The sequence below is a fragment of the Sphingobium fuliginis genome (assembly GCF_004152845.1).
GTDB classification, from domain to species: Bacteria; Pseudomonadota; Alphaproteobacteria; order Sphingomonadales; family Sphingomonadaceae; genus Sphingobium; species Sphingobium fuliginis.
Map to the genome: position 1 here is coordinate 260,427 of NZ_SEON01000003.1, position 25,393 is coordinate 285,819.

Here is a 25,393-nt window from a genome sequence, read left to right on the forward strand (position 1 = left end):
CATTCCTGCCCGCTGCCCGTCATGCGAGCCGGCTGCGGCATTCGAGAACCACCGGAGCCAATATTGCGGCAAATCGCCTTTGCCCTTCCGCATCGCCGACCAGATCCTGCCGCATCTCTATGCCCAGATAGGGAATGCCGTTCCTCTCCGCATGACGGTTCATCGTGGCGTTCAGCACCTTGCCCGAATAGGGCAGTTGGTCACCCACCTTGAGCCCCGCCGCCTCCAACATGGGAATGGCGATCCGCGCGGCCCTGTCATCCTGGTTGTAGAGCACGCCGATGTCCCAGGGCCGCTTCTGATCGGGATCGCTGGCGAGGCGCGGCGTGAAGCTGTGGACGGACAGGATGAACGGCGAAGCCATGCCGTCCAGCAGCCGCGCGACATGATGATGATAGGGGTGGTGGAACCGCATCATCCGGTCGGCGAGGTCGGCATGGCGGTTTCCCGCAATGGCATGGCCATCGCTCATGACGGGCAGCAGGCCGGGTGCATCCTCTTCCCGGTTGAGGTCGATGACGAGGCGCGAAACGCCGCCGAGCACCGCCGTGCAGCCCAGTTGCCGCGCCAGCAGCGTGCTGACCTCCGCCACGCCGATGTCTATGGCGATATGATCGCTCAGCAAGGCGGCATCGATCCCAAGATCAATGTCCGCCGGAACATGCGCCGAGGCATGATCGGCAATGATCAGGATGTTGAGGTCGCCTCCATCGATCTGTGTGAAAGCCTCGCTCATGCCGCCCTGATCCTCGTTTCCGCGACCCACCATCCGTTCCAACCAGCGCGCAAGGCTGCCGCCGCCTCCGCCATCTGCCGATCCGTATCGAAGAGGGCGAAGCAGGTCGCGCCCGACCCGGACATGCGGACAAGGCGCGATCCGGCGCAGGCTCCCAGCGCCGCCAGTACATCCGCGACGACCGGCGCTGCCGCCATGGCGGCCTGCTCCAGGTCGTTGCGCCCCTCGCTGATCAACTGTTCCAGCCCCTCTGCCGCAAGCGGACCCCGGTCTAGTCGATCCCAAAGTCCGAAGACTTCCGCGGTCGACAGGGCGACGCCGGGATTGACGAGCAGGATCGGCATGGCGGTAAGGCCTTCGACAGCCTGGGGCTGCAATAGCTCGCCGCGTCCACGCACCATTTGCGGGATGCTGCCGATGCAGGCGGGAACGTCCGATCCCAATGACAGGGCGATGCGCTCCAGAGCCTGCGGAGCCATCGGCGCATTCCAGAGCCTGGTCAGCAAACGCAGCGCAGCCGCGGCATCGGCGGAACCGCCGCCAATGCCCGAGGCGACAGGCAATATCTTGGTCAGCCTCAGATCGGCGCCGGGACTTCCCCCCAGATGGGCCTGCAACGCGCGGGCGGCCTTCACCACCAGATTGTCCGGGCCGCCATCCAGCAAGGGGCCGAACGGGCCATCCATCTCCAGCCTGATTTCTCCGTCCGCGCGGATGCGGCCCGTCAGCCGGTCGCCCAACTCGGCGAAGACGAACAGGCTCTCCAGCGCATGATAGCCGTCTGCCCGCTTGCCCCGGACATGGAGCGCCAGATTGATCTTGGCAAAGGCGGTTTCGACCAGTTCGCCCGCGTCCACGGGGCGGGCGGCGACATCCTCCGCTTCAACGTGCGGCATATTCCGGCTTCATCCCCTCTTTCGTCTTGGCGGCCAGTCGCTGCGCCGTCTCTCCCTCAGCAAAGACGGCCGCGGCGCGCCAGGCATAGCGCGCCTCATATCGTCGTCCGGCTGCCCAGAGCGCATCGCCCAGATGTTCGTTGACGGTCGCGTCTGAGGGTGCGCCCGCCGCTGCCCGCTCCAATATCGGCACGGCGGCATCGATGTCGCCGGTCACGAACTGCGCCCAGCCCAGGGAGTCGGTGATCGATGCATCCTGCGGCTTCAGCGCGCTCGCCTTCTTCAGCAATTCCAGCGCCGCATCCATGTTCTGCCGCCGCTCGATCTGCGCATAGCCCAGATAATTGAGTATGGCGGGTTCGTTCGGCGCCAGCCTGGCCGCCCTCTCCAGCACCGCCCTCGCCTCGTCCCATTGCGCGCCCTGTTCCAACGCGCTGCCTTCGAACAGCAGCAGCGCCCAGGGAACAGCATCGTCCGAATAGCCTGCCTGCGCCGCGCGGAAGGCCGATGCGGCCGCCCGGTAATCCTTTTCCTGCATCAGCAACTGACCCAGCCGGACATGGCGTTCGGGCTCCGCATTGGGGACGGCTGCGAGCGCATGGGCAAGGGTGATCGCCTCCGGCCGCTGGCCCGCCGCCGCCAATGCCTCGACCAGTTCGGCCTGCCCCAGCGCGCCGTACCAGCCGGCGCCGGGGACCTTGCGGGCTTCCTCGACCGCATAGGCCGCATAGCCGCCCCGGCTCAGCAAATCGGCGGCGACGATGCGGGGCGCGGCCCCGGCAGGATCGGCAAAGGCGGCGATGCGCGCAAGCCTGATCCCCAGCGACCCCGTGCTGCCGTCCGAGGATATGTCGGCTGCCAGCCGGGTAAGCAGCCGGGCGAACCCCTGCCCCGCCGTCAGGGCCTTGCCATGGAACGAAAGCGCCTTGCCCCTGGCAATATCCTCGCGGGCCTGCGCGAAATTGGCGTGGGTTTCGGGCAGAAGCGCCAGCGCATCCGCCCTGGCGCCCCGCGCCGCCAATTGTCCGGCGAAGAGCAGCCGCAGTTCGTCCGCCTCCGCGGTCCGCAATGCAAGCGCCTGGTTGATCGATGGCCGGGCAGTCTGAAGGTCGCCGTTACGCAGCGCCTGCAGCGCCAGATGTTCGTCCAGATAACGTTTCGCGAGGGAGGCGAAACGATCCGTGGGATCGATGACGGGCGCCGCATAGCGCCCCTCCCCCACCGATATCCAGCTGCGCATGATCGGCGCCAGAAAGGCGAAATTGCCTTCCGCCACCATGCGGTCGACGATCAGCCTTGCACCTGCCCAATCCTTCCGGTTCAGCGCATCCGCGATCTGGAGCAGAGTGCCGTCGCGCGGCAGGATTCCGTCGCTTTCCAGTACGGCGGCGGAGCGCAGCGCCAGCCCCATATCGCCGCTGATCACCGCCTGGAAATAGGATCGGCGTGCAACCTCCAGACTGGCGGGATCGCCCGCCAGCGCTTGCCGGTAGCTGGTCAGCGCAAGGCCGGGAGCGCCGTCGTCATCGGCCAGGCGCCCCCGCATATAGGCATGCAATGCGCTGCCGGGGTCCACCGATGCGCCCGCCGCGGCGGGCAGCACCAGCATGATTGCAGCAAATGCCTGTTGAGGTAGGCGCCTACATGTTCGGATAGTTCGGTCCTCCACCGCCCTCGGGCACCACCCAGTTGATGTTCTGGGTCGGGTCCTTGATGTCGCACGTCTTGCAGTGGACGCAGTTCTGCGCATTGATCTGGAAGCGGGGTTCGCCTTCTTCCAGCCCGACCACTTCATAGACGCCCGCCGGACAATAGCGTTGCGCCGGCTCGTCATAAAGGGGCAGGTTGTAGGAAATCGGGATGGACGGGTCCTTGAGCTGGAGATGGACCGGCTGATCCTCCTCATGATTGGTGTTGCTGAGGAACACCGACGACAGCCGGTCGAAGCTGATCACGCCATCGGGCTTGGGATAGTCGATCTTCCTCGACACGTCCTTGCGCCACAGCTTCTCCGCATCGGGCTTGTGCTTCATCGTGAAGGGCAGGCCGATCTTCAGCGTGCGCATCCACATGTCGATGCCCGCCAGCACCGTGCCGATGGTGTTGCCGAACTTCGACAGCAGCGGCTCGGCATTCTTGACCAGTTGCAGTTCGGTCGCGATCCAGCTCGACCGCAGATTGGCCTCATAATCGTCCAGCACATCGCTCGACCGTTCGGCCCGGATCGCAGCGAAGGCCGCTTCCGCCGCCAGCATGCCCGACTTCATCGCGGTATGCGTACCCTTGATGCGGGGCACGTTGACGAAGCCCGCCGAGCAACCGATCAACGCGCCGCCCGGGAAGGCGAGCTTGGGGATCGACTGCCAGCCGCCCTCGTTGATCGCCCGCGCGCCATAGGAGACGCGACGGCCGCCCTCCAGATATTTGCGGATTTCCGGATGCTGCTTCCAGCGCTGGAATTCCTCGAACGGGTAGAGATAGGGGTTGCGATAGCCCAGCCCCACGACGAAGCCCAGCGCCACCTGCCCATTGGCCTGGTGGTAGAGGAAGCCGCCGCCATAGGCGTCGGTCAGCGGCCAGCCCTGGGTATGGATGACGAGGCCGGGCTTGTGCTTGGCGGGATCGATGTCCCACAATTCCTTCATGCCCAGGCCATAGACCTGCGGCTCGCTGTCGGCATCTAGCGCGAACTGGCGCTTCAATATCTTGGTGAGATGGCCCCGCGCGCCCTCCGCAAAGAAGGTGTAGCGCGCATGCAGTTCCAGCCCAGGTTGATAGTCAGGCTTGCGATTGCCCTCCCGGTCGATACCCATGTCGCCGGTCGCGACGCCCTTCACCGACCCGTCCTCATTGTAGAGGATTTCCGCCGCCGCGAAGCCGGGGAAGATTTCGACGCCCAGCCCCTCGGCTTGTTCGGCCAGCCAGCGGCAGAGATTGCCCAGCGATCCGGTATAGGTGCCCTTGTTGTGCATCCAGCCCGGCGTCATGATGTGCGGCATGCTCATCTTGCCGCCCTTGCTGAGGAACCAGTGCTGATTGTCCGTCACCGGCACTTCGGCCATCGGGCAGCCCATGTCGCGCCATTCGGGGAACAACTCATCCAGCGCCTTGGGATCGACCACCGCGCCCGACAGGATATGGGCGCCGATTTCCGAGCCCTTTTCCAGCACGCAAACCGACAATTCCTGCCCAGCCTCGTTCGCGAGTTGCTTCAGCCTGATGGCCGAAGACAGCCCCGCCGGTCCCCCGCCGACGATGACGATGTCATAGGGCATCGAATCCCGTTCGCTCATATTCCCTCCATTTCGTCGACGCCGCCGGTTTTCCTTCCTGATCCGGTCGCCGCGCTACCCAAACGTTTTGCCACTGAGCGCGATGAAGAAACTTGACCACGGCGTCAACCTCTGGCCCAAGACAATCGATGCGGGGATTATTGCAGGAAAATCTGGCGGAGACCGCCAATGCCTATATGGCGTGGTGGAGGCTGGCCGGCGTGGATTGCGCCATCGGGGAGGAACCGACCAACTGGTTGCGCCCCGTTCAGGAGCCGCCGCGAAAGCGGATCGCCGCGTCCGACGATGCTCCCGCCCAGGCGAAGCCCCAGTCTTTCGACTCCTTCCTGACTTGGCTTGCGGAGGACGCCGCCCAGCCGGAGCGGCGCTGGCCGGGCGCCGCGCTGATGCCCGCAGGGCCCGTCAACGCACCTCTCATGGTCATCACCGACATGCCCGATCCCGCAGACATCGGGGCAGGAGCCCTGCTCAGCGAGCGTGCGGGTCAATTGTTCGATGCCATGTTGCGGACGATCGGCCTCAAGCGGCAGGACATCCATCTGGGGTCGCTCTTCCTGTCGCGTCCGCCGGGCGCGATGGTGGAGGCGTCGGACCTGGCGGCCGCCGCAGCGCGCATGCGCACACATGTGATGCTTGCCTCCCCCCGAAGATTATTGTTGTTGGGCGACCGGACGATCCGCACCCTTCTGCCAACGCCGGAGACAGGTTTACGGAATTTTAACCATGATGGCGGCACCTTACCCGCCTTCGCCACATTTCACCCGCGTTTGCTGCTTGGCCAACCCGCAGCAAAGGCAGAATGTTGGCGTGTGCTGCAAGGTCTGATCGAGGAAATGACTGAGTGATTCGCGCAACCACCCTTTCATCATGCCTGGCAGCGCTGGCTTTCGCCGCGACGGCCATGCCGGCAAACGCCGACACGGCGGTTACTGTTCCCGCGATTGCCAGGGAATTGCCCTCATCGCCTCTCCAGCTGAGCGAGGCCGACAAGGGCCGGTACAGCGCCATTTACGCCGCCTTGCGGGACCAGAAATGGATGGATGCGAAGGCGATGATCGGCGCGCTGGACGCACAGGACGCTTTCCGCCCGGTCGCCCTGGCCGAACTCTACCTCGCAAGGAATTCCCCCAGGGTCGAGCTGTTCGAACTGCTCGACCTCATCAACAAGGCGCCATGGCTGGACAAGGCCGATCAGCTTTCCCGGCTGGCGCAGAAGCGTGGCGCCACGATCCTGCCCGCCCTGCCCCAGGTGCAGAAGATGGTCTGGCTGGGTGGCGCGCCCCGCCGCGAATATGTGTCGGCGGTGAAGACCGATGCGCTGGCTCAGGCACTGGTCGGTCAAATCCAGCCCTTCATCAAGAATGACGATCCGGCCGGCGCCGAAGCCCTGCTTTCCACCGGTGAGGCGGGGCTGACGCCGGAGGGCCTGACCGAAGTGCGGCAGCGCATCGCCTGGGCCTATTATATCGAAAGCGACGACGCCAACGCCCGGCGCATGGCGGCGAAGGCCCTTGAAGGCCGCAGCGGCGGCGATTGGGCTGTTCAGGCCTATTGGACCACCGGCCTTGCGGCCTGGCGCCAGAATGACTGCCGGGCCGCTGCGCCTGCTTTCGGCAATGTCGCGACGCTGGCCGGCAATAGCGACATGCGCGCAGCAGGCGCCTATTGGGCGGCGCGCGCCTATATGGTGTGCGGAGAACCGGAGCGGGTCGAAGCCCTGCTGAAGACCGCTGCGCGCTCGGAAGAGAGCTTCTACGGCCTGCTCGCCCGCGAAACGCTGGCCGTGCCCTTGGGCGGCGCGCCTGCCGCACCTCGCTTCGGCGCTACGGAATGGCAGCAGCTCAAGGACAGCCCTAATGTGCGGGCGGCCGTCACCCTGTCAGCCATTGGTGAAACGGCACGAGCGGACCAGATCCTGCGCTATCAGGCGAAGATCGGCGGGACCGGCCAATATGATGCGCTGATCCGGCTGGCGGGCGCGCTGAGCCTGCCGGAAACCCAGCTCTGGCTCGCTCATAACGGTCCTGCGGGCAAGCAGCCGGGCAGTTTCGCGCGCTTCCCCGCGCCCGATTGGCGGCCGGATGGTGGATGGCGGGTCGACCCGGCGCTGATCTATGCCCATGCGCTCCAGGAATCCGGTTTCCGCCGGGATGTCGTGAGCAGCGCAGGCGCGCGCGGACTGATGCAGGTGCTGCCCAGCACGGGCAGCCTGATGGGGCTTTCCGCGTCCGATCAACTGTTCGTGCCGTCGACCAATATGGAATATGGCCAGCGCTACCTCGAAAATCTGCGCGACATGGGCGCGACCGGCGGGCTGCTGCCCAAGGTGATGGCCGCCTATAATGCCGGGCCGATGCCCGTCGAGCGTTGGAACAGCGAAGTGAAGGACAATGGCGACCCGCTGCTGTTCATCGAATCCCTGCCCTATTACGAAACGCGCGCCTATGTGAACATCGTGATGCGCAACTATTGGATGTATCAGATCCAGGCGAAGGGCAGTGCGGAATCGCTGGCCGGCATGGCGCAGGGACTTTGGCCGACCTTTCCGGGAACGAAGGGCACGCGCCTGGTGCGCCTGGCTCCCAGGAAGCCGATGGCCAGCGCAAGCATCGCCGCCAGTATTGCCGGCGGTTCCGACTGATGCCGATCGACGAAGGCCGGCCCTTCCTGCCGGTTCGGATTGCATTGCTGACAGTGTCGGACAGCCGCACGGCCGCCGACGACAGGTCGGGCGACATTCTGGCGGATCGCATTGCCGCCGCCGGCCATGTCCTGGCCGACCGTCATATCGAGCGGGACGAACGCTCGGCCATCGTCGCGCGTCTGCATGGCTGGATCGACGATCCGCAGATCGACTGCATCATCACGACAGGCGGAACGGGAGTCACGGGCCGCGACGTCACCCCGGAGGCTTTGGCGCAGGTGCAGGACAAGGAAATTCCGGGCTTTGGAGAGTTGTTCCGCTGGCTCAGCTATCAAAGCATCGGCACGTCCACCATCCAGTCGCGGGCGACCGCCTGCGTCGCACGGGGCACCTATATCTTCGCGCTGCCTGGATCGACGGGCGCGGTGAAGGATGCCTGGGACGGCATCCTCGTCAGCCAACTCGACAATCGTTTCCGGCCCTGCAATTTCGTGGAACTCATGCCGCGCCTGACCGAACGCTGAGACATCGCCACAATTTGCGGCCTCATTTGGTCGGCGCAGGGTTTTCCTTGAAGAATTTGCTGGCCTCACCCAGCATGACCGTCCACCAGTCGATCACATCCGCGAAATTCTTCTGGTTAAGCCCGCCGACGGTCGTCACGTCATAGGCGACCGCCAGCGATCCGTCGTCCCAGACGGACATCTGCGCGAACCTCTTGTCCTTGTTCCATTTATTGGCAAGCTCCGGCGTATTGCCGCCGTCATCCTCAAAGCTCACCTGAAATTGCAGCGACCCGCAATGCCGCGTCTGCTCGCATTCATAGAAGAAGATCGAGTAATCATAGCCGCTCGCCGCGCTTTCGATCTTCGGATTGCCGGTCTGCTTGCTCTTGCCCAACAGCGCCTTGTATCCGGCGGCCTGAAGCGCCTGCACCACGGTTTGCGGATCGCTCGCGCATATCAGGCCCGCACCGCAGGCCCCAGCGTCGGCAGCCAGGCCGGGCGTTGCCAAAGCCGCCATCCACAAACCTGCCACGGCGATGATCTTCCGCATGATGTCCCCCTTTTCGAATGGGCTTCAGATGAACCGGCGGATACGGCCTTGTCAATATGTTCCCTTTATGTTCTAATTCCGAGATGGCGGTTGAGAAAGGCAGAGGTGCGACGGTAAACGGCGAAAGCCGGCGTTTCAACATGCCCGAACGAACGTCCGACGGCGATTGGCTGGATGCCCTGGCCGACATTGACGGCGTCCCGCCGCGGCGGCGTACGGAGGTGACGGTAGAAAGCCCTCGAACCATCATCAGCCGCAACAACTCTCCCGACATTGCCTTCAGCCAGTCGATCAACGCCTATCGGGGCTGCGAACATGGCTGCATCTATTGCTTCGCCCGTCCGACCCATGCCTATCACGACCTGTCGCCCGGCCTGGATTTCGAAACCCGGCTGTTTGCCAAGCCCGACGCGGCAACGTTGCTTCGCAAGGAGCTTTCCAAGAAATCCCATCAGGTCAACCCGATCGCGATGGGCACCAATACCGATCCCTATCAGCCGATCGAACGGGACTGGAGGATCACCAGACAATGCCTTGAAATATTGTGGGAATGCCGTCATCCGGTCTATATCACGACCAAATCCGACCGGATATTGCGCGACATCGACCTGCTGACCTGCATGGCGCGGGAAAGGCTGGTCGCGGTGATGATTTCGGTGACCTCGCTGAATCCCGCCACGGCCAGAACGCTGGAACCGCGCGCGCCGCATCCGCTTCGCCGGGTGGAGGCGATCCGGCGGTTGGCGGATGCGGGCATACCGGTCGTCGCCAGCATATCGCCCATAGTTCCCGCTATCACCGATCATGAGATAGAGGATATTGTCGCTCGCGTCGCATCGGCTGGCGCACGGGACGCCAGCTATATTCCCGTCCGCCTGCCCCATGAAGTCGCCCCGCTGTTCCGCGCCTGGCTGGAAGAACATTATCCCGACCGCGCGGCCAAGGTGATGGCAATCATCCATGACATAAGGGGCGGTCGCGACAATGACGCGAATTTCGGCAGCCGGATGCGCGGGCAGGGAGTATGGGCCGACCTGATCCGCACGCGCTTTCAAAAGGCACGTAAACGGGCGGGCTTCACTGGAGAACGGGTGACTCTGCGCACCGATCTGTTCCGAAGGCCGGAGGGTGACCAGATGAGCCTATTCTAGGGGTTCAGGCTCCAGATCGAGCTTCGGAACTGGGGTTCCTGCACATGGCGACGGTGAGGGCAAGCTGTCCTCGACCGGAGGAAGCTCAACCAGCCACCAAGCGCAAGCCCGAACGCCGATTGCGTGCGCGATAGCCGTCCGCTTTGGCTTCCATCCGTTCGAACGACCCAATGCGCAGGCCGGCAATCGTCGCGATGCTGTCGACCTGGTCCGCACCGATCAGATAATCGTCGCCCAGGAACAGCCGCGCCGCCTTGCCTCCCCCCACGGGCGCACGCAGGAAGACTTCGCTCCGTCCTCCCTTCGCGCGCGCCAGAAGCTGCGCCAACGTCCCGATTGCGGCTGCATCGCTCACATCGACCACCAGTTCCATGCGGGAACTATTGGCCAATTGGCGGAAAGGTTCCACCCCGCGGACCGTCACCCGCGGCGTTTCTTCGCCCGGCAAGCGGTCCAGTTCAACCATCAGCAACGCGCAATCGCCTTCGCGCGCCATATCCTCGATAGCCTTGCAGGCATCCTCATCGAAGCAGCTTGCCTGAAACTGACCGCTGCTGTCGGAGAATGTTGCGGCGGCATAGCGCGCACCGCGCTTGGTTTCACGCCAGCGCACATCCTCAACCATGGCCGCCATCACGCCGGTGGCACGTCCGCCCTCCGCCACCGGTTCGGCGCAAATCGCGCCATAGCTTTTCGCGCCGCGCGCCTCTGCCAGATGGCGGTAGCGGTCCACCGGATGCGCGGAGAAATAGAAGCCGAAGGCATCCTTTTCCTGCGCCATGCGGTCCGCCGTCGACCAGGTCTGGTGCGGCGGGATGCGGACATCCGCATGCGGCGTTTCGACATCTCCGAACAGACCGCCCTGACCGCTTTCCCTTGCCTCCGCAGCGCTGGAGGCGACGCTGAGGATCGTTTCCGCCGCTGCATGGACGCCGGCCCGGTCGGCATGCACGCCGTCGAAGGCGCCAGCCGCCGCCAGGCTTTCCAATTGCCGCCGGTTGAGCAGACGCGGCTCGATCCGGTCGGCAAAATCGTCCAGCGACTTGAACGGGCCGCCAACCTCCCGCTCGGCCACAAGCTGTTCCATCGCCTTCTCGCCCACGCCTTTCAGCCCGCCCAGCGCATAGCGCACGGCAAAGCCCAGGCGCGGGTCGTCGCCTTCATATTGGACCGGCTCGACCGAAAAATCCGCCAGGCTGCGGTTGATGTCCGGCGCCAGGCAGCTCAGCCCCATGCGCCGCATGTCGTCCACGAACACGGTCAGCTTGTCCGTCAGGTGGATGTCGAAGGCCATGGACGCGGCATAGAATTCCGCCGGATAATGCGCCTTCAGCCAGGCGGTCTGATAGGCAAGCAGAGCATAGGCGGCGGCGTGCGACTTGTTGAAGCCATAGCCCGCGAACTTGTCGATCAAGTCGAACAGATCGTTCGCCTTGCCCGCCGCGATGCCGCTGTTCGCGCACCCCTCGACGAAGCGGGCGCGTTGCGCATCCATCTCCGCCTTGATCTTCTTGCCCATGGCGCGGCGCAGAAGGTCGGCATCGCCCAGCGAATAGCCCGCCAATATCTGCGCGGCCTGCATCACCTGTTCCTGATAGACGAAGATGCCATAGGTCTCTTCCAGGATCGGTTTCAGCAATATATGTGGATATTCAATCTCTTCCTGACCGTTCTTGCGACGGCCGAACATCGGGATGTTATCCATCGGCCCAGGGCGGTAGAGCGACACCAGCGCGATGATGTCCCCGAAATTGGTTGGACGCACGGCGGCCAGCGTCTTGCGCATGCCCTCCGATTCCAACTGGAACACGCCGACCGTATCGCCCCGCTGGAGCAGTTCATAGACCGCCGGATCGTCCCAGCCGAGCGAATTGAGGTCGACCTCCACCCCCCGGCCCGCAAGCAGTTGCACCGCCTTCTGCAAGACGGACAGCGTCTTGAGGCCAAGGAAGTCGAACTTCACCAGCCCCGCGCCCTCGACATATTTCATGTCGAACTGCGTCACCGGCATGTCGGAGCGCGGATCGCGATAGAGCGGCACCAGTTGCGACAGCGGCCTGTCGCCGATCACCACGCCCGCCGCATGGGTGGAGCTGTGGCGCGGAAAGCCCTCCAGCTTCATCGCATAGTCGATCAGTCGCCTGACCTGCGCGTCATTGTCATATTCCGCCCTGAACTCCGCCACGCCGTTCAGCGAGCGTTCCAGCGTCCAGGGATCGGTCGGATGGTTGGGCACCAGCTTGGCCAGGCGGTCGACCTGCCCATAGCTCATCTGCAGGACGCGGCCCGTGTCCTTCAGAACGGCGCGCGCCTTCAGCTTTCCGAAGGTGATGATCTGCGCGACATGGTCCGTGCCATATTTCTGCTGGACGTAGCGGATCACCTCGCCTCGCCGGGTTTCACAGAAGTCGATGTCGAAGTCCGGCATGGAGACGCGTTCCGGGTTCAGGAAGCGCTCGAACAGCAATCCCAGTTGCAGCGGGTCCAGATCGGTGATCGTCAGCGCCCAGGCGACGACCGATCCAGCGCCCGAACCACGTCCCGGCCCCACCGGAATGTCATGATCCTTCGCCCATTTGATGAAGTCGGCCACGATCAGGAAGTAGCCCGGAAATCCCATCTGGATGATGATGTCGGCTTCGAACCGCAGCCGGTCGAAATAGGGCTTTCGCGCTTCCTCGTCGGTGATGCCGGCCTTGGCCAGCCGGGCTTCCAGCCCTGCCGTCGCCTGCTCGCGCAGCATCTTCGCCTCGCCCTCTATGTCGCCGGCCAGGCTGGGGAGGATGGGCTTGCGCTTGGGGGCGGCAATGGCGCAGCGCTGGGCGACCACCAGCGTATTGGCGAGCGCTTCGGGCAAATCCTCGAACAGCCGCCTCATCTCCGCCGCCGGTTTCATCCAGGCGTCCGGCGAACTGGTGCGACGGTCGGGCGTCTCGACATAGGCGCTGTCGGCAATGCAGAGCATCACGTCATGCGCTTCGTGGAAATGCGGCTCGGCAAAGCAGGTCGGGTTGGTCGCCACCAGAGGCAGGTCGCGGGCATAGGCAAGGTCGAGCAGTTCCGGTTCCGCCTTCCCTTCGATGGGGTCGAAACGGCGGCAGATTTCGATATAGAGCCTTCCGGGAAACAGCGCTTCCAGCCGACTGGCATAGGCCAGCGCAGCAGCAGGCTGATCCTCGGCGAAGAGCCGCGCCAGCGCGCCTTCCCCTCCGGCGGTCAAGGCGATCAGGCCATCGGTCCGCCCCTCCAGCATGTTTAGGCTGATATGCGGCACCTCTTCGACGGGCCGGTCGAGATGCGCCATGGATACCAGCGCACAGAGATTGTCATAGCCGACCGCATCCTGCGCATAGAGGGCGATCCAGTCGTGCACGGGCGCCGCATTGGCCGGGCGGTCGGGGCGCGAAATGCCGATCATCGCGCCGATGATCGGCTGCACCCCCTCCCCCTTGCAGGCGTCGGAAAAGGCCATGGAGCCATACAGGCCGTTACGGTCGGTGATGGCCGCGGCGGGAAAGCCCAGAGCCCTGGCCTGCTTCGCGATCTTCTTGGGGTCGATCGCCCCCTCCAGCATGGTGAAGGATGAAAAGACGCGAAGGGGGACGAAACCGGCATGAGGCATGACCTCATCTAGGCATTCCCACCGATTCGGCGCCAGCCCCCGGACGCAGAAAGTCGTGGGTAAAATTGCACCGTCACTGGCCGATGGTTAACACATCTCCAACTATTGAGTTCTAGCCTGAGCGGATCATGCGTCTATCCACCATCACCAACTATGCCTATGGCGCCACCGTGGCCCTTACCCTCGCTTCGGGGGCGGTCATGCTGATGGCCTCCAGCGCGGAAGAAAAGGAGCGGGCCGCCGTCGAGCAGCGGGCCGTGTTCGACCAGATGACCGCCACGCTGGAGGAAGACACCTATCGGCTGACCGAGCAGGCGCGCGCCTATGTGATTACGGGCGATCCGTCGCATATCATCGCCTATCGGCGGGAGAAGGCGGCGCTCCGCTCTGTCGAGCAGCGTATCCTGCATCTGCGCGACCGGGGGGCAAGCATCAGCGAACTGGCGGCGTTGCGGCAGGGGTTGCACTGGGCCGACGCGCTGACCGATGAGCAGGAAGCCGCCATCAACGCCGCCGAAAAGGGAGACCGGGAGACCGCGCGCACCATAGTCTTCGGGGACGAATATGGCCGGGAACTCGATCGCGTCGCCGCCCAGATCGGCAAGTTCCAGTATATGCTGGATCAGCGGGCGGAAAACACCGTCCAGCAGGCGACCGAAGCGGCCCGGCAGTGGCGCATCATGTCGGAAATCATGCTGGGTGCTACCGCCCTGCTGTTCCTGTGCGTGCTCTACTTCATCCTGAAGCAGCGCATATTGCGTCCGGTTGTGAGGCTGAGCGATGTTGTGACGCGCCTTGCCGCGCAGGACTACGCCGCTGTGCCGCCCGACTTTCCCCAGGTGGACGAGATTGGCGACATGGCGCAGGCCATCCGCATTTTCCGGGAAAACGGCCTGGAAAGGCAAAGGCTGGAGCAGGAACGCGATGCGGACCGGATCACGCGCGACCAGCTTTCCCGCATGACGCAACGCCTGCAGGGATGCGACAGCACCAGCGATCTGGTCGAGGTCGTCCGGCGTTTCGCGCCTGAGATCGCGCCGGGTTTTGCCGGGCGGCTCTACATTCACGACACGCGCCGCAACATGATGGTGCAGGCCTGCGACTGGCTGTCGCCCCGGCAGTCGGGCGGCGATTTTACGCCCGCCACCTGTTGGGCGCTGCGGCGGGGGCAGATTCACAAGCCGGCCGGCGATCTGGTCGACATTCCCTGCGAGCATCTGACGGGAAATGCGCAGGTCCGCACCATCTGCATACCGCTGACGGCGCAGGGGGAGAGCATCGGCCTGCTCTATGTCGAGCAGCCCGAGGATCGTACCGCCGACCAGATCGGCCGCACCGAGAAATATCTGGAGATGCTGGCGGAAAATATCGGCCTGGCTCTTGCCAATCTGCGGCTGCGCGATGCGTTGCGGCAGATGGCCATGGCCGATCCGCTGACCGGGCTGGCCAATCGTCGCCGCTTCGATGCGGTGTTCAACGAACAGGTGGCCCATGCCGAAAGCGCCCTGACGCCGCTGGCCTGCCTGATGGTCGACATCGATCATTTCAAGCGGTTCAACGACGCCCATGGCCATGATGCGGGCGATGCCGTGCTGCGCGCCGTGGGCGGCGTGCTGGACGAAGCGTTGCGGGAAAAGGATTGCGCTTTCCGTCTGGGCGGGGAGGAGTTCGTGCTGTTGATGCCCGGCTTCGCGCAGGATCAGGCCATCGACCGCGCCATTCAGGTGCAGCAGAAATTGCAGGAACTGCGAGTCGAGCATCGGGGCGAAGAACTGGGGCCGATCACAGCCTCCTTCGGCCTTGCCGTCTTCCCCGACCATGGCAGGGCGGAAACACTGGTCCGGACGGCGGACGCCGCGCTGCTTCGGGCGAAGAATCAGGGAAGGAACCAGATCGTCATCGCGACGGTCCGGGATGCGGCGTCACATTCCGCCTGAACTTTCCTCCAGCAGTCCTTCATGAAGGCGGACAACCCGGTCCATCTTCTCCGCCAGTCTTTCATTATGCGTCGCCACCAGCGCGGCGGAACCTTCCTCGCGCACCAGCCGCAGGAATTCGGCCAGCACGACGTCGGCGGTCCGCTCGTCCAGATTGCCGGTGGGCTCGTCCGCAAGGACCAGCGCAGGCCGGTTGGCGAGCGCCCGCGCCACGGCCACGCGCTGCTGCTCGCCGCCGGAAAGCTGGCTGGGCCGATGTTCCAGCCGATGGCCAAGCCCCAATGACCCGAGCAGGGATTCGGCGCGAGCGCGGGCCGTTGCCATCTCCTCATCGCGGATCACCTGCGGCAGGATGACATTCTCCACCGCATTGAAGTCGGGAAGCAGATGGTGGAATTGATAGACGAAGCCCAGCGCATCCCTGCGAAGCCGCGTCCGTCCGTCATTGTCGAGCTTCGCCGCTTCCTCGCCCGCGATGCGGATCGATCCGTCGAAGCCGCCCTCCAACAGTCCTACCGCCTGGAGCAGCGTCGATTTCCCCGATCCCGACGGACCGAGCAACGCCACGATTTCTCCCGGCGCCACCGACAACTCGACACCGCGCAACACCTCTATGGTGACGCCGCCCTGGGTGAAGCTGCGCTTGAGGCCTGCGACCTTCAATATCTCATTCATAACGCAGCACCTGCACAGGATCGGTATTGGCGGCCTTGAACGCGGGATAGAGCGTCGCCAGGAAGCTGAAGATCAACGCCATCAGGCAGATGATGGCGATCTCCACCGGATCGGGCTTGGCCGGTAATTCGGTGAGGAAGCGGATCGACGGGTCCCAGAGATTCTGCCCCGTCATGAACTGGATCGCGTTCACCACGCTCTGACGGAAGAACAGGAAGGTGAAGCCCAGCACCATGCCCGCCGCCATGCCCAGCGCGCCGATCGTCACGCCCACGGTCATGAATATCTTCACCAGCCCGGCCCGGCTCGCACCCATGGTCCGCAGGATGGCGATGTCGCGCGTCTTCGCGCGCACCAGCATGATGAGCGAGGAGAGGATGTTGAAAACCGCCACCAGCACGATGATCGACAGCACGACGAACATGGCGACGCGCTCGACCGCCAGCGCCTCGAACAGCGAGGCATTCATCTGCCGCCAGTCGGTGACGATCGCGCGGCCCGCGACCTTGCCGGCCAAGGGTTCCAATATGGCGGCCACCTGGTCGGCGTTGACGGTCTCCACCTCGATCATGCTGACGACATCGCCCAACAGCAGCAATGTCTGGGCGTCCTCCACCGGCATGACGACGAAGGCCTTGTCATAATCGTAGATGCCGACCTCGAAAATGGCGGCCACTTGATAGGATACCTGCCGCGGCACCGTGCCGAAGGGCGTCGAACGGCCCGCGGGATTGATGATGGTAAGGCTGTCGCCCAACTGGATTCCCAGATTTTCCGCCAGCCGCGACCCTATCGCCACCTTGCCGCCATTGGGGGTCAGCGCGCTCAGGCTGCCGGCCACGACCTTCGCCTTCAGCGTTGCATTGTTGCGGATGTCGTTCACCGTCATGCCGCGCACCAGCACCGCTTCCACCCGCCCCTGAAAGCTGCCCAGCAGGGGCTGCTCGATCAATGGCGTGGCGCTGGTCACGCCGGGCGTCGCCTTCGCCTCCCTCAACACCGCCTTCCAGTCCGGCAGGCGTCCGCCATAGCCCTGGACGACGGCATGACCGTTAAGGCCCACGATCTTGTCGAACAGTTCGGCGCGAAAGCCGTTCATCACGCTCATCACGATGATCAGCGCCGCCACCCCCAGCATCACGGCGGCCAGGCTGATGCCGGCAACCAGGAATATGAACCCCTCCCCCTTGCCGGGCAGCAGGTAACGCTTGGCAATCATGCGTTCGTATCGGGATAGAATCATGACGGCGCGAATGGCCTCTCGATTGGACAGGCAGCCCGTCTAGCATGCTATCGAACGACGGCAAGCATTGCCGGATTGTTGCACCGGAGCCACAGCCTCGCGGGGAAAATCACAAGGCTGGGAAATAGCCCGTGACAGCGGCCTGCTCTATACATAGCACAGGCGACGAAGCACAGGTAAATGGCCGTGGTTCAGGGATACTGCATCCCGCTTCGAGCTTAGGGGGCTGAGAAGCGGTCGAGGCAGGCCAAGGGGGAGACGAGCAATCGTCCATTAGTACCCGGGTCGTGGAAACACGGCCCGGGTACTTTTCTTTTCGGGCTTGAACGACCAGCCATTGGGCCGCCTCCGGGCATGTGAACAAGGCTGCGCATGGCGCCCGCCACGCATCCAAAATCCCGTCGCCAGACCACTTGAAACGCTTTTCCATCGAACCATATCAAAGCCGTCCAGCCGCCATATGGGGTTGGGCATGGTACCGCCGGATGCCTTGTTCTGGGTCCGGCATGTTCATTTTGCTCTTTGGGAGATTATGACAATGCGTGGTTTTGACCTTACCCCCTATCGCCGCTCGACCGTGGGCTTCGATCGTCTCTTCGACCTGATCGAGAACAACGCCCGGTTGCAGCAAGGCGACAATTATCCCCCGTTCAACATCGAACGGATTTCCGAAGATCGCTATCGCGTCACGCTGGCCGTCGCGGGCTTCCGGACGGACGAGATCGACATCACTGCCCAGCAGAACCTGCTCCAGGTCACCGGGCGCAAGGAAGAATCGCAGGGCGGCGACCGCTCTCGCTTCCTGCATGTCGGCATCGCCAACCGCAGCTTCGAACGCCGCTTCGAACTCGCCGATTTCGTGCGGGTCGAAAAGGCCGACCTGGCCGATGGTCTGCTGACGATCGAACTGGTGCGTGAGGTTCCGGAGGCGATGAAGCCGAAGAAGATCGCGATCAACGGCGGTCAGCTCGTCGAGATCAATGCCGATCGCGACGCGGCCTGATCCGCTTGGATGGAAGATGGGGCGCGGCGGTCCTGCCGCGCCCTTTTATATGGATCAGATCTCGACCTGGCTGCCCAGTTCGACCACGCGATTGGTCGGCAGCCGGAAGAATTCCATTGCACTTTCCGCATTGCGCAGCATCCAGGCGAAAATCTTCTCGCGCCACAGCGGCATCCCCGGCTTGGCCGACGGCAGCAGCGTCTGCCGGGCAAGGAAGAAGCTGGTGTCCATCATCCTGAACGCCTGACCGCAGCCAGTCACATTCTTGAGCGCGGCGGGGACGTCCGGTTCCTGCATGAAGCCATATTGCAGCACCAGCCGGAAGAATCCGCGGCCCAGATCCTCCAGCTTGAAGCGCCCGTCATCTTCTACAACCGGCACATCCTTGATCTTGACGGTCAAGAGGATGACGCGCTCATGCAACACCTTGTTGTGCTTGAGATTATGCAGCAGCGCATGGGGAACGCCATCGGGCGTGGAGGTCATGAAAACCGCCGTACCGGGCACCCGAACCGCGCTGTTCGCGGCGGACGCGACGAAGACGGGAATCGGCATGGCCGCTTCGCGCAGCCGGTCCTGAACCAGACGGCGCCCGCGCGACCAGGTGGTGAGCAGGGTGAAGATCACGAAGCCGATCAGCAGCGGGAACCAGCCGCCATCGGGCACCTTGGTGAAATTGGCGGCCAGATAGGCGCCGTCCACCAGGAACAGCACCGACAGCAGCGGCGCCGAATAATACCAGCGCCATTTCCATAGCCGGTAGAGCAGCACCGTCAGCAACACATTGTCGATGAACATCGCGCCCGTGACGGCGATGCCATAGGCGGCCGTGAGGTTCGACGAGGTCTGGAACACCAGCACCAACAGGATCACCATGACCATCAGCCCCCAGTTGATGAGGGGGATGTAGATCTGGCCGGCCGTCGACGCGCTGGTATGCGCAATCCGCAGGCGCGGCATGAAGCCGAGCTGGATTGCCTGCTGCGTGACGGAAAAAGCGCCGGAGATCACCGCCTGGCTGGCGATGATCGCGGCCAGCGTGGCCAGCCCGACCAGCGGCAATTGCGCCCATTGCGGCGCCAGATAATAAAAGGGGCTGTGAAGGGCGGCCGCGCCCTCCCGGAACAGCAGCGCGCCCTGCCCCATATAGTTCATCATCAAGGCGGGCAGGACGAAGGTCAGCCAGGACACGCGGATCGGACTGCGTCCGAAATGCCCCATATCGGCGTAGAGCGCTTCCGCGCCGGTCACGGCCAGCACGACCGCGCCCAGGGCGAGGAATGCCGGCAGCGGATCGGTGACGAAGAACATGACCGCCCAATAGGGATTGAAGGCGTGGAGGATGCCCGGCGTCTTGACGATGCTGATGATGCCCAGAACCGCGATGGTCAGGAAATAGAACAGCATGATCGGGCCGAACAGCGATGCGACCCGGTTGGTCCCCAGTCCCTGTATCCAGAACAGGCCGAGCAGGATGACGATCGCGGCCGGCAGGATCAGCGGCGCAAGGCTGCTGTTGTAGACCGCCAGTCCCTCGACCGCCGACAGCACCGACACGGCGGGCGTGATCATCGAGTCGCCGTAGAAAAGGGACGTCGCGAACACGCCGAGCAGGACGATGCCGCGCGACCATCGCTGCGTCCTGGTCTGGCCGTTGATCAGGGCGAGCAGGGCGAGACTGCCTCCCTCCCCCTTGTTGTCCGCACGCATGATGACGGTGACATATTTCAGCGTCACGACCAGCATCATCGACCAGAACATCAGGCTGATGACGCCCAATATATGATCCGGATCGAGGTCCAGATGATGATGTCCGGCGAATGTTTCGCGGAAGGCATAAAGCGGGCTGGTGCCGATGTCCCCGAAGACGATGCCGATCGCACCGACGACCAGCTTCAGCGTGGCCTTCTGTCCGGCATGACCGTGATCATGGGCGCTCTCGTCATCGACGCGCACGGCGCCGTTGGTGATCTCGTCAGCCATGAAGAAAATGCCGAATTGTCATGATCTTTGGACACCCGAACGGGGAAGCGGCCCGTCTTGTCATTCCATAAGCCCCCGCAAACCGCCGCGCCCTATCACGGCTCCCGGGTGGTGGCAATGATGCCGCTGCGGCTTCGACCGTCTATCGGCCTTCGGACCCGAGCATGGCATCGATACGCGCGATATTGCCTTCGAGTTCCTTCTTGACCTCGCTGCCTTCGGGGGCGCTGGCGGCCAGCGGGCCCCAAAGGGCGCGTGCTTCCTTGAGTTGCCCCGCCCGGGCGAGGGCCAGTCCGTAGAAATAGCGGGGCGCCGGACCTTCGGGATCGATCGCCATCGACCGGCGATAGGCGAAATCGGCGGCGGGAGACAGCACTCCGCCTGCATGCGCGACCAGCGCATTGCCGAAGCCCAGCCACAAATTGGGATCGTCCGGAGTCTCGCGAAGTCCGGACAAAAGGACGTTCGCCGCTTCCTTCGTCTTCCCCTGTCGGCCAAGGCCGTCCGAAAGCATCAGCCATTGGCCCGCCTTGCCATAGCGCTCGGCAAGGCCCCGGCGTTGCTCGGCCAGCTTCTCGTCGAACGCGGCGCCGCCCCTGTCGGCCGCCTGCCGGGGCGAGCCAGCCAGTCCGGGACGGCCCTGCCACGCATAGCCGGCCAAACCCAGCAACAGCGCAGCGGCCGTGATTTCCCAGGCCGACCTCGGCACCCGCCCGACAAGGACGAGCGCCACGCTCACCAGGACCAGCTGGGCGCCGGCAATGATCCAGCCGGTCATGCCCGCCTCCCCCGCTTGATCCGACCGCGCAGCAGCAGCAGCCCCAATCCCAGCAGGATCAGGGGCGCGGCCCAGAGCGGCCAGAGGATCGGATCGGCTGTCGGCTCATAGCTGACCCAGTCGCCATAGCGCTCGATCAGCCAGGCGCGGATATGCTCGGGCTCTTCCCCCGCCATGATGCGTTCGCGAATCTGGGAGCGCATGTCGCCGGCCATGCTGGCATTGCTGTCGGCAATCGACTGACTCTGGCAGGTGAGGCAGCGGATCGTCTCCATCAGCGTCCGCGCCTTCTTCTCCAGGGCCGGGTCTTCGATCTGGCGGTCGGCATAGGGCGCCGGCGGCAGCGCGGACTGCGCGAAGACCGGCACGCTCAGCATCAGCGCCAGCAGGGCGACCAGCATCCTCATTGCGCATTCCTCAGCCGGTCCAGGATCATCGGCACATCATCCTGACGGATGTCGCCGACATGCTGATAGGCGATGCGGCCCCTTCCATCGATGATGAAGCTTTCGGGCACGCCCGACGAACCCATGGCGATCTGCACCTCGCTCCGCGCATCCAGGCCGATGCGGGAATAGGGATTGCCATAGCGCTTGAGGAAGGCGTCGACATCGGGCCGGGCATCGCGGATGGCGATGGCGTCGATCTCCACGCCCGCCTGCCTGAGCGCCAGCAACTGCGGCGCCTCGGCCGCGCAGGGCACGCACCAGCTCGCGAAGATATTGAGCAGGCGCGGCTTGCCGGTCGCGAGTTCCGAACTTGCCAGCGGCGGCCGGTCGCTCGCGGCGGCAGGCAGGACAAAGGCAGGCAGCGCCTTGCCCACCAGTTTCGAATTGATGATCCGGTCGTCCGGACGCAGCAGCCCGCTGGCAAACAGCCCGAAAAAACCAAGGAACAGCGCCAGCGGCAGCCAGATCAGCAGCTTCCTCATGCGCCGGCCTCCACGGCCCTGCGCGCCCGCCATTTGAGCAGCCATCCGCGCCGTTCCCGCCCGACCAGCGCCAGTGCGCCGCCCACAGCGATCAGGAAACCGCCCAGCCAGATCAGCGTCACGAAAGGCTTCCACCAGATGCGGAGCTGCCAGCGGCCTTCATCCGCCTCCTGCCCCAGCACGACATAGAGCTGGCCATTCCAGCGGGTCAGCAGAGCGGCCTCCGTCGTCGTCGTGGGCGGCGAGGCGAAGAAGCGGGACTGCGGGTGGATCAGGACCGGCTCCCCACCGCCCCGGCTGGCTTCCATATCCGCCTGGAGCGCGGTCCAGTTATCGCCCGCTATCGGCAGAATCTGCTTGAACCGGATCGTCCAGCCCGCCGTCTCCACAGTATCGCCGGGGCGGGCGGCCACCAGCTTTTCCACCGTGAAGGCCGAATCGCAGGCCATGCCCGCCAGGCTGACCGCGCAGCCCAGATGCGCGATCACCATGCCCCAGGTGAAAAGCGGCGTGCGACGCAGATTGCGCTTCCAGAGCGGCGCGACACTCCCCACAGCGACGGCCAGGGCGATCACCAGGCCGAGGAAAGGCAATATGCCGATCCGTCCCCAGGCGAATGCCGATAAGGCGAGGAAAACCAATCCCGCCATTATCAGCGGGACGGCTATGCGCCGGCTCACCTCCCGCATCCGGTCGCGCCGCCAGCGGGTCAGCGGCCCAAGGACCATGACGATCATCAAGGCAAGTGCGACAGGCCCGGCGATGCGGTCGAAATAGGGCGCGCCGACCGACACCTTATGGCCGAAGGCCTCGGTCAGCAGCGGATAAAGCGTGCCGATCAGCACCAGCCCCAATATGACCGACAGCAGCAGATTGTTGACGACCAGCATGGTTTCCCGGCTGACCAGCTCGAACGGCGCGCCCTCGCGGACCGCGCCCACGCGCCAGCCGAACAGCGCCAGCGCCCCGCCGATATAGATGCCGAGCAACGCCAGGATGAAGGTTCCGCGCTCCGGATCGACGGCAAAGGCATGGACGCTGGTCAGGATGCCCGACCGGACGAGGAAAGTGCCGACCATCGACATGGAGAAGGCGACGACCGCCAGCATCACCGTCCAGGCGCGCAGGGCGTCGCGGGTGGCCAGCACGGTCACGCTATGCAGCAGCGCCGTCGCCGCCAGCCACGGCATGAGCGAGGCGTTCTCCACCGGGTCCCAGAACCACCAGCCGCCCCAGCCCAGCTCATAATAGGCCCAATAGCTGCCCGCCGTGATGCCGAGCGTCAGCAATATCCACGCCCCCAATACCCAGGGCCGCATGGCGCGCGCAAAGGCTGCGTCGACCTGCCGGGTCAAAAGCGCCCCCACGGCAAAGGAAAAGGCGACGGACAGGCCGACATAGCCGAGATAGAGGGTCGGCGGATGGAAGGCGAGCCCAGGGTCCTGCAGCAGCGGATTGAGACCCTGCCCGTCCGGGGCCGGCGGGTCGATCCGCGCGAAGGGATTGGAGGCGAAAAGCAGGAAAGCGTAAAAACCAAGGCTGATCGCCGCCTGTCCGCCCAGCGTCGCCATATGGGTTTCACGCCGCAAGGCCCGCTCGAATAAGGCGACGGCCGATCCGGCGACGCCCATCACCGTCACCCAAAGCAGCATCGACCCTTCATGATTGCCCCAGGTTCCAGCGAATTTGTAGAGCCACGGCTTCATCGAATGGCTGTTGGTGGCGACGAGCAGGACCGACATGTCGGATCGCAGGAACAGCATGATCAGCAAGGCGAAGGCCGTCGCGGTCAGCACCCCCTGCGCGACCGCCACCGGACGGACGGCGCCCAGCAGCTCGCTCTTGCCGCCCGCCAGGCCGACAGCGGCCAGCGCCAATTGGAGCAGCGCCAAGGACGCGGCGAGCCATAATGCGGCAAGGCCGGCCTCAGCGATCATGCTGCCGCTTTCCTCCCGAATGCTTCATGGCCATGAACCAGATGCCGGGCCTGCTCCGCCCCTTCGAGTTGCGGAGCGCGGGGCCTGATGGATACTGAACCAACCCCAGCATGACCTTGCCAATGAAGCTGGCTCTCGCTCACCTTTCGGCCTTCATCTTGTGGGTTTTTTCATCATAGCTCATGCCTTCCAGTTCACGCGGCATGTAGCGTTCGTCGTGCTTGGCCAACAGGTTGGTGGCCTGGAATGTGCCGCCCGCATCGAAAGCACCTTCTGCCACCACACCTGAACCTTCGCGGAAAAGGTCGGGCGTGATGCCCTTGAAGCTCGCCGGAACGGTCGCCTTGCCGTCGGTGACGTCGAAATGGATGGTGACGCCGTCGCTGGCGCGCTTCAGGCTGCCCTTGACCACCATGCCGCCCAGCCGGATCGCCTTGCCCGGCTCGACGCCCTTGGTCTTAACGTCATTGGGCGCGTAGAAATAAGCCGCCTCGTCCTTCAGCGCGGAAGCGGCCAGCAATCCCGCGCCGATCAGCGCGAGCAGGGCCACCACGGCCAGGATCAGCCTTTGATGCTTTGCCTTCATGCCCTGTCCGCCGATACCCTGTCCGCCGACGCCCTGCGTTCAGCGTTGCGCATCGCGCGCCAACTGAACAGGCTGATGAGGCCGGTGCCCGACAAGGTCAGCGCATAGGCGCCGATGACGAAAGCCCACTGGTTCATATCCTCACCCCCGCGCCAGCCTTTGCATGCGCGCTTCGATCTTGTTCTGCGCCAATATGGCGCGCATGCGCATCAGCACGATCGCGGCGAAAAGCAAGGTAAATCCGGCGAGGGTGAAGCCGAGCGGCCAAAGCAGCGCGGTATCGATGCTGGACCCGCGCAGCGTGATGCTGGGCCCCTGATGCAGGCTGTTCCACCAGACGACGGAGCGGTTGATGATCGGGATGTTGATCGCGCCCACCAGCCCGAAAATGGCTGTCACCGGGCTCACCCCGCCGCTGCCCTGCCGCGCGCTGGCATTGGCGAGCGCGATGTAGCCGAGATAGAGGAAGAACAGCACCAGCATGGAGGTCATGCGTCCGTCCCATTCCCACCATGTACCCCAGGTCGGCCGGCCCCAGATCGATCCGGTGACAAGGCAGATCGCCGTGAAGAAAGCGCCCGGCATGGCGATGGCCCGGCCCGCGACGGCCGCGAGCGGATGGCGCCAGACGAGCTGCATGAGGGCAGCGACGGCGATCCCGGTCCATCCGCCCATGCCCAGCCACGCGGCCGGCACATGGATGTATAGGATGCGCACCGTATCCCCCTGAAGATAGTCCGCCGGGGTCACGAACAGGCCGCAGCCGGCGCCGGCCAGCAGCAGGATCAGCCCCGGCCAGAACAGCCAGGCGGTCAACGGCCGGGCAATTTTGAGGAAGCGTGCAGGATTGGCGAAACGATGCATGAGAAGAGGCTATTAGCCTCCCCAATGGCTCAAGGCCAGTAGGCCTTTTTCCCAATTT

General features: G+C 64.3%; 22 protein-coding genes. 6 read left to right on the top strand and 16 right to left on the bottom strand.

The features are described from left to right. Positions 1-19 precede the first annotated feature (19 nt). Genes EWH10_RS10100 through EWH10_RS10115 form a run of 4 tightly spaced genes read right to left on the bottom strand, consistent with a single transcriptional unit; the run spans position 20 to position 4,925 of the window. Positions 20-736 carry an N-formylglutamate amidohydrolase gene (locus tag EWH10_RS10100; protein ID WP_044662367.1) on the bottom strand — a complete coding sequence of 239 codons (717 nt, stop codon included), beginning with the start codon at positions 734-736 and terminating at the stop codon, positions 20-22. Further along, positions 733-1,632 carry a 4-(cytidine 5'-diphospho)-2-C-methyl-D-erythritol kinase gene (locus EWH10_RS10105; RefSeq protein WP_044662368.1) on the bottom strand — a complete coding sequence of 300 codons (900 nt, stop codon included), beginning with the start codon at positions 1,630-1,632 and terminating at the stop codon, positions 733-735. The genes EWH10_RS10100 and EWH10_RS10105 overlap by 4 nt, the downstream gene beginning before the upstream one ends. Further along, the gene (locus EWH10_RS10110) at positions 1,619-3,241 is read right to left on the bottom strand and encodes a tetratricopeptide repeat protein (RefSeq protein ID WP_065845987.1); all 1,623 of its coding nucleotides are present in this window, start codon (positions 3,239-3,241) and stop codon (positions 1,619-1,621) included. Before EWH10_RS10110 ends, EWH10_RS10105 begins: the two co-directional genes overlap by 14 nt. Before the next feature lie 31 nt (positions 3,242-3,272). Beyond that, positions 3,273-4,925: an electron transfer flavoprotein-ubiquinone oxidoreductase gene (locus EWH10_RS10115; protein WP_044662370.1), complete on the bottom strand. Its 1,653-nt coding sequence runs from the start codon at positions 4,923-4,925 to the stop codon at positions 3,273-3,275. Positions 4,926-5,053: 128 nt separating this feature from the next. Here EWH10_RS10115 and EWH10_RS10120 point away from each other — a divergent pair, with 128 nt between their 5' ends. Genes EWH10_RS10120 through moaB form a run of 3 tightly spaced genes read left to right on the top strand, consistent with a single transcriptional unit; the run spans position 5,054 to position 8,093 of the window. Further along, positions 5,054-5,770, top strand: coding sequence for a uracil-DNA glycosylase family protein (locus EWH10_RS10120; protein WP_044662371.1), 717 nt, complete (start codon positions 5,054-5,056; stop codon positions 5,768-5,770). Then, entirely contained in the window at positions 5,767-7,566 is a 1,800-nt protein-coding gene (locus EWH10_RS10125; RefSeq protein ID WP_044662372.1) for a lytic transglycosylase domain-containing protein, read from the top strand. Before EWH10_RS10120 ends, EWH10_RS10125 begins: the two co-directional genes overlap by 4 nt. Next, on the top strand, positions 7,566-8,093 hold the full coding sequence (gene moaB, locus EWH10_RS10130) for a molybdenum cofactor biosynthesis protein B (RefSeq protein WP_044662373.1): 528 nt from the start codon (positions 7,566-7,568) through the stop codon (positions 8,091-8,093). Before EWH10_RS10125 ends, moaB begins: the two co-directional genes overlap by 1 nt. 22 nt (positions 8,094-8,115) lie before the next feature. Here the strand turns inward: moaB and EWH10_RS10135 are convergent, their stop codons facing one another. Next, positions 8,116-8,625 carry a YbjN domain-containing protein gene (locus EWH10_RS10135; protein ID WP_044662374.1) on the bottom strand — a complete coding sequence of 170 codons (510 nt, stop codon included), beginning with the start codon at positions 8,623-8,625 and terminating at the stop codon, positions 8,116-8,118. 83 nt (positions 8,626-8,708) lie between these two features. Here EWH10_RS10135 and EWH10_RS10140 point away from each other — a divergent pair, with 83 nt between their 5' ends. Next, positions 8,709-9,776: a PA0069 family radical SAM protein gene (locus tag EWH10_RS10140; protein WP_044662375.1), complete on the top strand. Its 1,068-nt coding sequence runs from the start codon at positions 8,709-8,711 to the stop codon at positions 9,774-9,776. Positions 9,777-9,861: 85 nt separating this feature from the next. Here the strand turns inward: EWH10_RS10140 and dnaE are convergent, their stop codons facing one another. Beyond that, positions 9,862-13,398, bottom strand: a complete 3,537-nt coding sequence (dnaE, locus tag EWH10_RS10145; RefSeq protein ID WP_044662376.1) for a DNA polymerase III subunit alpha — start codon at positions 13,396-13,398, stop codon at positions 9,862-9,864. A gap of 128 nt (positions 13,399-13,526) precedes the next feature. Between dnaE and EWH10_RS10150 the strand changes: the two genes are divergently transcribed. Next, positions 13,527-15,335, top strand: coding sequence for a diguanylate cyclase (locus EWH10_RS10150; RefSeq protein WP_044662377.1), 1,809 nt, complete (start codon positions 13,527-13,529; stop codon positions 15,333-15,335). Here EWH10_RS10150 and EWH10_RS10155 read toward each other — a convergent pair. Together EWH10_RS10155 and EWH10_RS10160 are read right to left on the bottom strand one after the other, a co-directional pair. Continuing rightward, complete coding sequence (locus EWH10_RS10155; protein WP_025547415.1) at positions 15,321-16,010, bottom strand: ABC transporter ATP-binding protein; 690 nt, start codon at positions 16,008-16,010, stop codon at positions 15,321-15,323. The two genes, EWH10_RS10150 and EWH10_RS10155, sit on opposite strands and share 15 nt — an antisense overlap. After that, on the bottom strand, positions 16,003-17,253 hold the full coding sequence (locus EWH10_RS10160) for a lipoprotein-releasing ABC transporter permease subunit (protein ID WP_044662378.1): 1,251 nt from the start codon (positions 17,251-17,253) through the stop codon (positions 16,003-16,005). The genes EWH10_RS10155 and EWH10_RS10160 overlap by 8 nt, the downstream gene beginning before the upstream one ends. 538 nt (positions 17,254-17,791) lie before the next feature. Here EWH10_RS10160 and EWH10_RS10165 point away from each other — a divergent pair. After that, positions 17,792-18,256, top strand: coding sequence for an Hsp20 family protein (locus EWH10_RS10165; protein WP_007685769.1), 465 nt, complete (start codon positions 17,792-17,794; stop codon positions 18,254-18,256). Between the two features lie 54 nt (positions 18,257-18,310). On the opposite strand, the gene EWH10_RS10170 is transcribed toward EWH10_RS10165, so the two are convergent. From EWH10_RS10170 to ccmC, 8 genes are all read right to left on the bottom strand, one after another. Beyond that, positions 18,311-20,239, bottom strand: a complete 1,929-nt coding sequence (locus tag EWH10_RS10170) for a potassium transporter Kup (protein ID WP_044662379.1) — start codon at positions 20,237-20,239, stop codon at positions 18,311-18,313. Positions 20,240-20,381: 142 nt separating this feature from the next. Further along, positions 20,382-21,017, bottom strand: coding sequence for a tetratricopeptide repeat protein (locus tag EWH10_RS10175; protein ID WP_044662380.1), 636 nt, complete (start codon positions 21,015-21,017; stop codon positions 20,382-20,384). Then, positions 21,014-21,424, bottom strand: coding sequence for a cytochrome c-type biogenesis protein (locus EWH10_RS10180; RefSeq protein ID WP_025547423.1), 411 nt, complete (start codon positions 21,422-21,424; stop codon positions 21,014-21,016). Before EWH10_RS10180 ends, EWH10_RS10175 begins: the two co-directional genes overlap by 4 nt. Continuing rightward, positions 21,421-21,948 carry a redoxin family protein gene (locus tag EWH10_RS10185; protein WP_025547425.1) on the bottom strand — a complete coding sequence of 176 codons (528 nt, stop codon included), beginning with the start codon at positions 21,946-21,948 and terminating at the stop codon, positions 21,421-21,423. The genes EWH10_RS10180 and EWH10_RS10185 overlap by 4 nt, the downstream gene beginning before the upstream one ends. Continuing rightward, the gene (locus EWH10_RS10190) at positions 21,945-23,885 is read right to left on the bottom strand and encodes a heme lyase CcmF/NrfE family subunit (protein ID WP_065845986.1); all 1,941 of its coding nucleotides are present in this window, start codon (positions 23,883-23,885) and stop codon (positions 21,945-21,947) included. The genes EWH10_RS10185 and EWH10_RS10190 overlap by 4 nt, the downstream gene beginning before the upstream one ends. A 139-nt stretch (positions 23,886-24,024) precedes the next feature. Continuing rightward, complete coding sequence (ccmE, locus tag EWH10_RS10195) at positions 24,025-24,471, bottom strand: cytochrome c maturation protein CcmE (protein WP_044662383.1); 447 nt, start codon at positions 24,469-24,471, stop codon at positions 24,025-24,027. Next, positions 24,468-24,608, bottom strand: coding sequence for a hypothetical protein (locus EWH10_RS21730; RefSeq protein ID WP_165363354.1), 141 nt, complete (start codon positions 24,606-24,608; stop codon positions 24,468-24,470). The genes ccmE and EWH10_RS21730 overlap by 4 nt, the downstream gene beginning before the upstream one ends. Before the next feature lie 4 nt (positions 24,609-24,612). After that, entirely contained in the window at positions 24,613-25,335 is a 723-nt protein-coding gene (gene ccmC, locus EWH10_RS10200) for a heme ABC transporter permease CcmC (protein ID WP_044662384.1), read from the bottom strand. Between the last annotated feature and the right edge of the window lie 58 nt (positions 25,336-25,393).

Bases quoted from the DNA above. Each gene is read 5' to 3' on its own strand.
- EWH10_RS10100 (WP_044662367.1), bottom strand. From the start codon at position 736: ATGAGCGAGGCTTTCACACAGATCGATGGAGGCGACCTCAACATCCTG.
- EWH10_RS10105 (WP_044662368.1), bottom strand. From the start codon at position 1,632: ATGCCGCACGTTGAAGCGGAGGATGTCGCCGCCCGCCCCGTGGACGCG.
- EWH10_RS10110 (WP_065845987.1), bottom strand. From the start codon at position 3,241: ATGCTGGTGCTGCCCGCCGCGGCGGGCGCATCGGTGGACCCCGGCAGC.
- EWH10_RS10115 (WP_044662370.1), bottom strand. From the start codon at position 4,925: ATGAGCGAACGGGATTCGATGCCCTATGACATCGTCATCGTCGGCGGG.
- EWH10_RS10120 (WP_044662371.1), top strand. From the start codon at position 5,054: ATGCGGGGATTATTGCAGGAAAATCTGGCGGAGACCGCCAATGCCTAT.
- moaB (WP_044662373.1), top strand. From the start codon at position 7,566: ATGCCGATCGACGAAGGCCGGCCCTTCCTGCCGGTTCGGATTGCATTG.
- EWH10_RS10135 (WP_044662374.1), bottom strand. From the start codon at position 8,625: ATGCGGAAGATCATCGCCGTGGCAGGTTTGTGGATGGCGGCTTTGGCA.
- EWH10_RS10140 (WP_044662375.1), top strand. From the start codon at position 8,709: ATGGCGGTTGAGAAAGGCAGAGGTGCGACGGTAAACGGCGAAAGCCGG.
- dnaE (WP_044662376.1), bottom strand. From the start codon at position 13,398: ATGCCTCATGCCGGTTTCGTCCCCCTTCGCGTCTTTTCATCCTTCACC.
- EWH10_RS10150 (WP_044662377.1), top strand. From the start codon at position 13,527: ATGCGTCTATCCACCATCACCAACTATGCCTATGGCGCCACCGTGGCC.
- EWH10_RS10155 (WP_025547415.1), bottom strand. From the start codon at position 16,010: ATGAATGAGATATTGAAGGTCGCAGGCCTCAAGCGCAGCTTCACCCAG.
- EWH10_RS10160 (WP_044662378.1), bottom strand. From the start codon at position 17,253: ATGATTCTATCCCGATACGAACGCATGATTGCCAAGCGTTACCTGCTG.
- EWH10_RS10165 (WP_007685769.1), top strand. From the start codon at position 17,792: ATGCGTGGTTTTGACCTTACCCCCTATCGCCGCTCGACCGTGGGCTTC.
- EWH10_RS10170 (WP_044662379.1), bottom strand. From the start codon at position 20,239: ATGGCTGACGAGATCACCAACGGCGCCGTGCGCGTCGATGACGAGAGC.
- EWH10_RS10175 (WP_044662380.1), bottom strand. From the start codon at position 21,017: ATGACCGGCTGGATCATTGCCGGCGCCCAGCTGGTCCTGGTGAGCGTG.
- EWH10_RS10180 (WP_025547423.1), bottom strand. From the start codon at position 21,424: ATGAGGATGCTGGTCGCCCTGCTGGCGCTGATGCTGAGCGTGCCGGTC.
- EWH10_RS10185 (WP_025547425.1), bottom strand. From the start codon at position 21,948: ATGAGGAAGCTGCTGATCTGGCTGCCGCTGGCGCTGTTCCTTGGTTTT.
- EWH10_RS10190 (WP_065845986.1), bottom strand. From the start codon at position 23,885: ATGATCGCTGAGGCCGGCCTTGCCGCATTATGGCTCGCCGCGTCCTTG.
- ccmE (WP_044662383.1), bottom strand. From the start codon at position 24,471: ATGAAGGCAAAGCATCAAAGGCTGATCCTGGCCGTGGTGGCCCTGCTC.
- EWH10_RS21730 (WP_165363354.1), bottom strand. From the start codon at position 24,608: ATGAACCAGTGGGCTTTCGTCATCGGCGCCTATGCGCTGACCTTGTCG.
- ccmC (WP_044662384.1), bottom strand. From the start codon at position 25,335: ATGCATCGTTTCGCCAATCCTGCACGCTTCCTCAAAATTGCCCGGCCG.